The sequence below is a fragment of the Mesorhizobium sp. IMUNJ 23033 genome (assembly GCF_044778005.1).
Taxonomy (GTDB): domain Bacteria; phylum Pseudomonadota; class Alphaproteobacteria; order Rhizobiales; family Rhizobiaceae; genus Mesorhizobium; species Mesorhizobium amorphae_A.
In genome coordinates this window covers 100973-107816 of the sequence record NZ_JBJACT010000029.1, presented here as the reverse complement: position 1 = coordinate 107816, position 6844 = coordinate 100973, and the positions used below count along the sequence as shown (strand labels likewise).

The window sequence follows — 6844 nt, the reverse complement described above, 5'->3', positions numbered from 1 at the left end:
CGGAGCCGGCGCTTCGCGCAGTCGAGATGGCAATCGACATGCAGGACGCCGTTCAGCGCCTGATCGCCGCGTGGCGTCTGCGGGGCCATGCAGTCGGTTTCGGCATAGGGCTCGCGATGGGATGGGCAACGGTCGGTCGAATTGGCTATGAAGCCCGCGTTGACTACACCGCGATCGGCAATGTCGTAAACTTGGCGTCTAGACTGTGTTCGTCGGCTGATGATCGGCAAATCCTTATCGATCATGCCGTGGCGCGGGCGGTGGGTGGGAAGATTCCGGTAGCCGCGCTTGGCATGCGTCCCCTCAAGGGCTTCGACGAGCAAGTACCCGTATATGATGTTGCAACGCGAAGCGCGAGGTCAGATGTCGTGTCCGACCAGAGTGAAATCGGCGCGACAAGTTAGGCTCGGCTGAAACCAATCTTGGGCATGCGGCTGGACCGCATGGCAGCTCGTCACGTCGAGACCGGACCATCGAGATCGTGCAATTGGACAGCAGCTACGGATCAGATCAGGACAAACCCTTTGCCATGCTGAACGTCCGCTCGCTCACATCTCGCACCAGAAGCCGCCAGTCCGCTTTCGGCCCATTGCAGTCACTCAAGGATCGCGTTCAGAACAGCTGCTTCTGGCGCAAAGCGGCCGTCGAACTACGCCCCGTTTTGACCTATAGCGGTCGAATGGCCTCACCGAAGCGCATCAAAGAAATTTCCGCTCAGGCGTGCTCCGCCTTCAAACGCGCTCCGGACGGCATCCGCGCCAAGGATCCGCCAGTGTGACATGGGGGCCACGATATTTTTGCGCTTCATGGCGAGACCGTCGAGCACCATCGCCTGTAAAGCGACTGCGATTGACTACGAGGCGGGCGCTGTCCGTTGCGTCACGGGCAGTCGTGTGCCCGCTCCCTCCTGGCGCCCGCGCGCATATCGGCCCGGCGACTGGCCCACATGGCGATTGAACGCGGTGCTGAATGTGCTGGCCGAGCCATAGCCCACTCGCCTGGCAACTTCATCGAGCGCGACACTGTTGCTACGCAGAAGATCCTTCGCAATGGCCATTCGCCAGCCCAACAGATATTCCATCGGCCGGAGTCCGACGGAGCGGATGAAGCGGTCGAAGAAGGCCGAGCGCGACATGCCCGCCTCGCGCGCCAGGTCAGCCACCGTCCACGGCCGCTCGGGATCGGCATGCATCTGCCGCAACGCCCCGGCACAGCGCGCATCGGCGAGGCCGCGCAGCAACCCCGGCGGCGCGTCCTTTCCCCGGGTTGCCCGCAGCGCTTCGATCAGCAGCACCTCGACCAGACGCGCGAGCACGAGATCGCGGCCCATGCTCTGGGCGCTCGCCTCCTCGCCAACAAGCCGCACCAGGACCGAAAGCCGCGGAATGCCGCGCAGGTGAAGCAGTGCCGGCAAGAGCGATACCAGCAGTCCCGCATCTGGCGAGTCGAACACGAAGTAACCGCCGAGCAGCCGCACATCGGCGGGACCGTCGGGACGGCCGTGACGGACCTCGTCCGTGGGCGCAGGCGTCACCTTGGGATCGATACGCCTCGGCGTCACATGGTCGAAGCTGGACATGGTGAAGGCCGGCGTCGCGGGCAGCAGGACAAAATCGCCTTCTTCGAGACTGATCGGCGCCTGCCCGCCGACGGCCAGCCGGCATCGGCCTTCGATCACCGCGCAAAAGCCCGGCTGGCCGAATTCGGAGTAGCGCACGCCCCAGCGCCCGGCGCCACTAATCCCCTTCGAGAACACCGTGCGTGGGCGCAGAAGCTGGATCACTTGCGAGAGCGGATCGGTCATTTCCGGACTTTGGCAGATGAAATTGAGACTCTTGGTCGATGATAGTCCTGATATTGGCGGTTATTTGTCCTGCGTCAACACGAAAGAGGATATCGTCATGAAAACCGTACTGATTACCGGCAGCTCATCCGGCTACGGCCTGGAGACCGCACGTCACTTCCACGCGCAGGGGTGGACCGTCGTCGCCACGATGCGAACCCCGCGCGAGGGCATACTGCCCGCTTCCGATCGCATCCGCGTGCTGCCGCTCGACGTCACCGATGCCAGCAGCATCGCGGCCGCGCTCGAGGCGAGCGGGCCTGTCGACGTGCTCGTCAACAATGCCGGCATCGGTGTCGCCGGCGCGTTCGAAGCGACGCCGATGTCGCACATCCGCAAGGTGTTCGAGACCAACACATTCGGCGTGATGGCGATGACACAGGCCATCATCCCGCAATTCCGCATCAGGGGATCAGGCGTGGTGGTCAACGTGACCTCGAGCGCGACGCTGGTCCCGATGCCCTTGGCCGCGGCTTACACGGCCAGCAAGATGGCCATCGAGGGATTCACCGGATCGCTGGCGCACGAGCTTCAGGCATTCGGCGTGCGGGTCAAGCTGGTGGAACCCGGCTATGCGCCGAGCACCCGTTTTGCGCACAATACCGAATTGCGCGTCGAGGATATGATCCCCGAGGCTTATGCATCGTTCGCGCAGCCGATCTTCGCCGGGTTCGCCAACCCTGCCATGGTCACGAAGGAGACCGACGTTGCCGAGGCCGTCTGGCATGCCGCCAACGACACCTCCGCCCGGCTGCGCTACCCGGCAGGAGCCGATGCTGTGGCATTGGCCCGCGCAGGCTGAGAACTGCCGGCGCGATCAACCCAGCCAGCCTCTGCCGGCCGGGTCGATTTCGCCCTATCAATGCAGCCCGAATTCCCGCAACAGCTCCTGGCGATAGCTCACAAACCGGCTCTCGCTGCGGTCGCGGGGGCGTGGCAGGTCGACGTCGATCAGGCGCGCCGCGCCGCCTTTTTCCTTGGGCAGGATCAGCACCCGGTCGGCAAGGTAGATCGCCTCTTCGAGGTCATGGGTGACCATGACCATGGTGACGTTCTCCTCGCTCCAGATGCGCGCCAGTTCCTCCTGCATACCGATCTTGGTCATGGCGTCGAGCGCGCCGAGCGGCTCGTCGAGCAGCAGGATCTCGGGCTGCACGGTGAGCGCCCGCGCAATGCCGACGCGCTGCGCCATGCCGCCGGAAAGTTGGCGCGGCCAGGCATCGGCGAATTCGGCGAGGCCGACCAGCGCGATGTAGAAGCGCGCCCTCTCCTCGGCTTGCTGCCTGGGCACGCCGCGCACCTCGAGGCCGAAGGCGACGTTGCCGAGCACGGTCAGCCAGGGCAGCAGGCGCGGCTCCTGGAATATCACGGCGCGCTCGGCGCCGACGCCATCGACAGGCTTGCCGTCGATGGCGACGCCGCCGCTGTCGGCGGCCTCCAGCCCGGCAAGGATGCGCAGCAGCGTGGTCTTGCCCGAGCCGCTGGCGCCGACGATGACCAGGCATTCGCCCGCGCGGATGTCGAGGTTGAGCGTCCTCAATACCTGAAGCGGACGCCCGCCAAGACTGAAGGATTTCGAGAGGTCGCGGATCGAGACCTCGGCGCCGCTTGGGCTGGCCATCGCCTTCGTCTCCGTGCTCAGTTGGTCTTGGTTTCGCCCGGCCGGTACAGGATATCGGCGGCCTTCAGTTTACCCTTGGCTAGGCGACCGTCGCGCTCGAGCACGGCGACCCAGAAATCGATGTCGCGGTCGGTCGCCTGGGCGCCTTCACGCAGGCCAAAGCCGGTCCAGTAGCGGGCGAGATCGCCATTTTCGCCGCGCTTGTTGAGGATGTTGGCCAGCACCTTGCGGGCTTCGTCGGGGTTCTGCCGCGACCAGTCGGAGGCACGCGCCGATTGTTCGACGAAGTTGCGGGCGGCATCCGGATGCGCGGCGATGAAGTCGCGCCTCAGCACGACGAAGCCGCCGGCGAGTTCCCCCAGCACATCGGTGTCGTCGAACACGCCGCGCACGCCGCCATTGGCAACCAGCGCGCCGGCAAACGTCGCCTGCCAGTAGCCGAGGCCGGCGATATCGACCTGGCGCGAGCGCAAGGTCTGTTCGAGCTGCGGCCCGGGCACGACGACGAGGTTGGCGGCATCCGGCGGCAGGCCGACGCTGTGCAGCGCCTCGCGCACCGTATAGTCGAGATGGGCGCCGAGCGTGTTGACCGAGATGGTCTTGCCGGCAATGTCGGCGATCGATTTGATCGGGCTGTCTTCCAGCACATAGAAGACGCTCTTCACATCCTTGTTGATGCCGTTGCTCGGATAGGCGGCGACGAAGTCGTTGCCGCCCGAGATCGAGTTTATCACGGCAGCGGTGGCGGCCGAACCGATGTCGACGCTGCCGGACGACAGCGCAAACAGCGATTCCGGGCCGCCGGCGGCGTAGCCGGCATTCTCCAGCTCGACGCCAAGCCCCTTGAAGTAGCCGAGTTCGTTGGCCAGCTCATGCGGGGAGATGCTGCCGCGGCTGGCGAGGTAGCGGAACTTGACGGGTGCGGCTTCGGCAAAGGCGAAGCGCGGCAGGCCGGCGGTGAGGATGCCGGCGGCAAGCGGTGCGCCGGCAAGCAGGGTACGGCGGGTGATTTTCATGATCCGGTCTTTCCTTGTTCGAGAAGAAGGTGAAAGCGTCAGTTGATAGGCTGGCTCCAGCGGCAGAGCCGCCGCTGCAGGCTGACCAGCGCCTGGTTGGCGATCAGGCCAAGCCCGGCGAGGATGACGATCGCCGCGAACATCAGCGGGATCTGGAAATTGTACTGCGCGTTCATCACCTGGAAGCCGATGCCCTTGTTGGCGCCGATCATTTCGGAGGCGATCAGCAACAGAAGCGCGGTCGTCGCGCTCAGCCGCAAGCCGACGAAGATCGAGGGAACGGCGCCCGGAAGCACGACACGGCGAAACACGGTGAGCCGCGTGGCGCCGTAGACGCGCGCCATCTCGAGCAGTTTGGGATCGACCTCCTTGACGCCGCTGATGGTGTTGAGCAGCAGCGGAAACAGCGTCGCCCAGAAGATGACGAAGACTTTCGAGGCCTCGCCCAGGCCAAGCAGCAGGATGAACACCGGGTAGAGCGCCAGCGCCGAGGTCTGCCGGAACACCTGCAGGATCGGATCGAGCGCGGTTTCGACCGATCGCACCTGGCCCATGAACAGGCCAAGCGGGATCGCCACCACTACCGCCGCGGCGAAGGCGATGCCGGAGCGCTGCAGGCTGATGGCGATGTCGCCGAGCAAGGTGCCGCCGGCGAGCCCCTTCCACAGGGCTGCGACGATCATGCCGATCGGCGGCAGCACCGCGGCATTGACCCATCCGGCGCTGCTCGACACCTGCCAGAGCGCGAGGAAGGCGATCAGGATGCCGTAGCGCGACAGGAGACGTACGGATGCCCCCTTGGCCAGGCGCAGGACATCCGCGCCGAGCCTGGTTGCGCCGTCATGCGTGCCGAGGATGACCGGCTGTTCGATGTGCTGCAAACTCATCGTCTTTGCCCTTTGCTTCAGGATTGTCGGGAGCTTCGAGTGTTGTCCGGCGCTTCAGCCGATCATTCGGCGGCCAGCACCTTCGAGCGCGCGGCGGTCCAGGGGTTTTCCGGCCGCCTGAGGCCGAGGTTCTCGCGCAGCGTCCTGCCTTCGTAAGCCGTGCGGAACAGGCCGCGGCGCTGCAGTTCGGGGATCACCAGGCCGACGAAATCGTCGAGCGCGCCGGGCAGCCAGGGCGGCAGGATGTTGAAGCCGTCGGCGGCCTCGTTGACGAACCATTCCTCCAGCTGGTCGGCGACCTGGGTGGCGCTGCCGATGATTGTGTAGTGGCCGCGCGCCGTCGCCACCCACTGGTAGAGCTGGCGGATGGTGAAGTTGTTCTCGTCGGCAATCTGGCGGATCAGCGCCTGGCGGCTCTTCATGCCTTCGGTTTCCTTGCTGGGCGGCAGCGGGCCGTCGAGCGGATAACCCCGGATGTCGAGCGTCTGGCCGGCCAGCCCGTTAAGCAGGGCAACGCCATCCTCAGGCAGGATGAGGTCGTTGAGCTGCCGGTATTTTGCCTGCGCTTCCTCTTCGGTGCGGCCGACGAAGGGCGCCACGCCCGGCATGATCAGCACCTGGTCGGGATCGCGACCGACAGCGGCCACGCGCGCCTTGATGTCGCGGTAGAATTCCTGCGCCGTCTCCAGCTTCTGATGGGCGGTGAAGATGACCTCGGCCGAGTGCGCGGCAAGCCCGCGTCCGTCCTCGGACTGCCCGGCCTGCACCACCACCGGATGGCCCTGCACCGGGCGCGGGACATTGAGCGGACCCTTGACGCTGAAATGCGCACCCTTGTGGTCGACGTCGTGCAGTCTGTCCTTGTCGTAGAAGCGGCCCGACTTCTTGTCGCGGATGAAGGCGTCGTCCTCCCAGCTGTCCCACAGCGCCTTGACGGTCTCGACATGCTCATGCGCCCGGGCATAGCGCTCGGCGTGGTTGGGCTGGACATCGCGGTTGAAGTTGCGCGCCGTGTCGTCGCCGGCCGAGGTGACGACGTTCCAGCCGGCGCGGCCGTTGGACAGCAGATCGAGCGAGGCGAACTTGCGCGCCAGCGTGTAGGGCTCCTCATAGGTGGTGGAGGCCGTGGCGATGAAGCCGAGATGCGTGGTCAGCGGTGCCAGCGCGGCAAACAGTGTCACCGGCTCGAAGCCGGCAATCTTGGCATTGCCGCCTTCACGAGCGCCGAGGCCGACCGTCAGATTGTCGGCCAGGAAATAGGCGTCGAACAGGCCGCGTTCGGCGGTCAGCGCCAGCTGCTTGTGGAACTCGAAATTTGTGGCGCCGTCGGCCGGCGCATCGGGATGGCGCCAGGCGGCGATATGCTGTCCGCCGCCGGGCAGGAAGGCGCCCAGTTTGATCTTTCGCGGTTTGCTCTGGCGGGATTTGCTGGTCATTTGCAGGCTTCCTTCTGGCGCTGTGCGGAAAGGGGATTCCA

The 6844-nt window shown here is 65.4% G+C and carries 8 protein-coding genes; 3 read left to right on the top strand and 5 right to left on the bottom strand.

The window, feature by feature from the left end:
* Both ACFX5Q_RS26750 and ACFX5Q_RS26745 read left to right on the top strand, forming a co-directional pair.
* A partial coding sequence (locus ACFX5Q_RS26750) for an adenylate/guanylate cyclase domain-containing protein (RefSeq protein ID WP_404282826.1) occupies nt 1-404 on the top strand: 404 nt, incomplete at its 5' end.
* An 83-nt stretch (nt 405-487) separates the two neighbouring features.
* Nucleotides 488-778, top strand: a complete 291-nt coding sequence (locus tag ACFX5Q_RS26745; RefSeq protein WP_404282824.1) for a hypothetical protein — start codon at nt 488-490, stop codon at nt 776-778.
* A 75-nt stretch (nt 779-853) separates the two neighbouring features.
* Here ACFX5Q_RS26745 and ACFX5Q_RS26740 read toward each other — a convergent pair whose 3' ends face one another.
* Nucleotides 854-1804 (bottom strand): AraC family transcriptional regulator, encoded by a 951-nt coding sequence (locus ACFX5Q_RS26740; RefSeq protein ID WP_404282822.1) that lies wholly within the window; start codon nt 1802-1804, stop codon nt 854-856.
* A 97-nt stretch (nt 1805-1901) separates the two neighbouring features.
* On the opposite strand from ACFX5Q_RS26740, the gene ACFX5Q_RS26735 reads away from it, so the two are divergent.
* Nucleotides 1902-2645 carry an SDR family oxidoreductase gene (locus ACFX5Q_RS26735; RefSeq protein ID WP_040582503.1) on the top strand — a complete coding sequence of 248 codons (744 nt, stop codon included), beginning with the start codon at nt 1902-1904 and terminating at the stop codon, nt 2643-2645.
* A 57-nt stretch (nt 2646-2702) separates the two neighbouring features.
* Here ACFX5Q_RS26735 and ACFX5Q_RS26730 read toward each other — a convergent pair whose 3' ends face one another.
* From ACFX5Q_RS26730 to ACFX5Q_RS26715, 4 genes are all read right to left on the bottom strand, one after another.
* Nucleotides 2703-3464, bottom strand: a complete 762-nt coding sequence (locus ACFX5Q_RS26730) for an ABC transporter ATP-binding protein (protein ID WP_404282821.1) — start codon at nt 3462-3464, stop codon at nt 2703-2705.
* Nucleotides 3465-3481: 17 nt separating this feature from the next.
* Nucleotides 3482-4480: an ABC transporter substrate-binding protein gene (locus ACFX5Q_RS26725; protein ID WP_404282819.1), complete on the bottom strand. Its 999-nt coding sequence runs from the start codon at nt 4478-4480 to the stop codon at nt 3482-3484.
* A 38-nt stretch (nt 4481-4518) separates the two neighbouring features.
* A complete protein-coding gene (locus ACFX5Q_RS26720) occupies nt 4519-5367 on the bottom strand; it encodes an ABC transporter permease (protein ID WP_404282817.1) in 849 nt (282 codons plus the stop codon).
* 62 nt (nt 5368-5429) lie between these two features.
* Nucleotides 5430-6803, bottom strand: coding sequence for an LLM class flavin-dependent oxidoreductase (locus ACFX5Q_RS26715; protein WP_404282816.1), 1374 nt, complete (start codon nt 6801-6803; stop codon nt 5430-5432).
* Between the last annotated feature and the right edge of the window lie 41 nt (nt 6804-6844).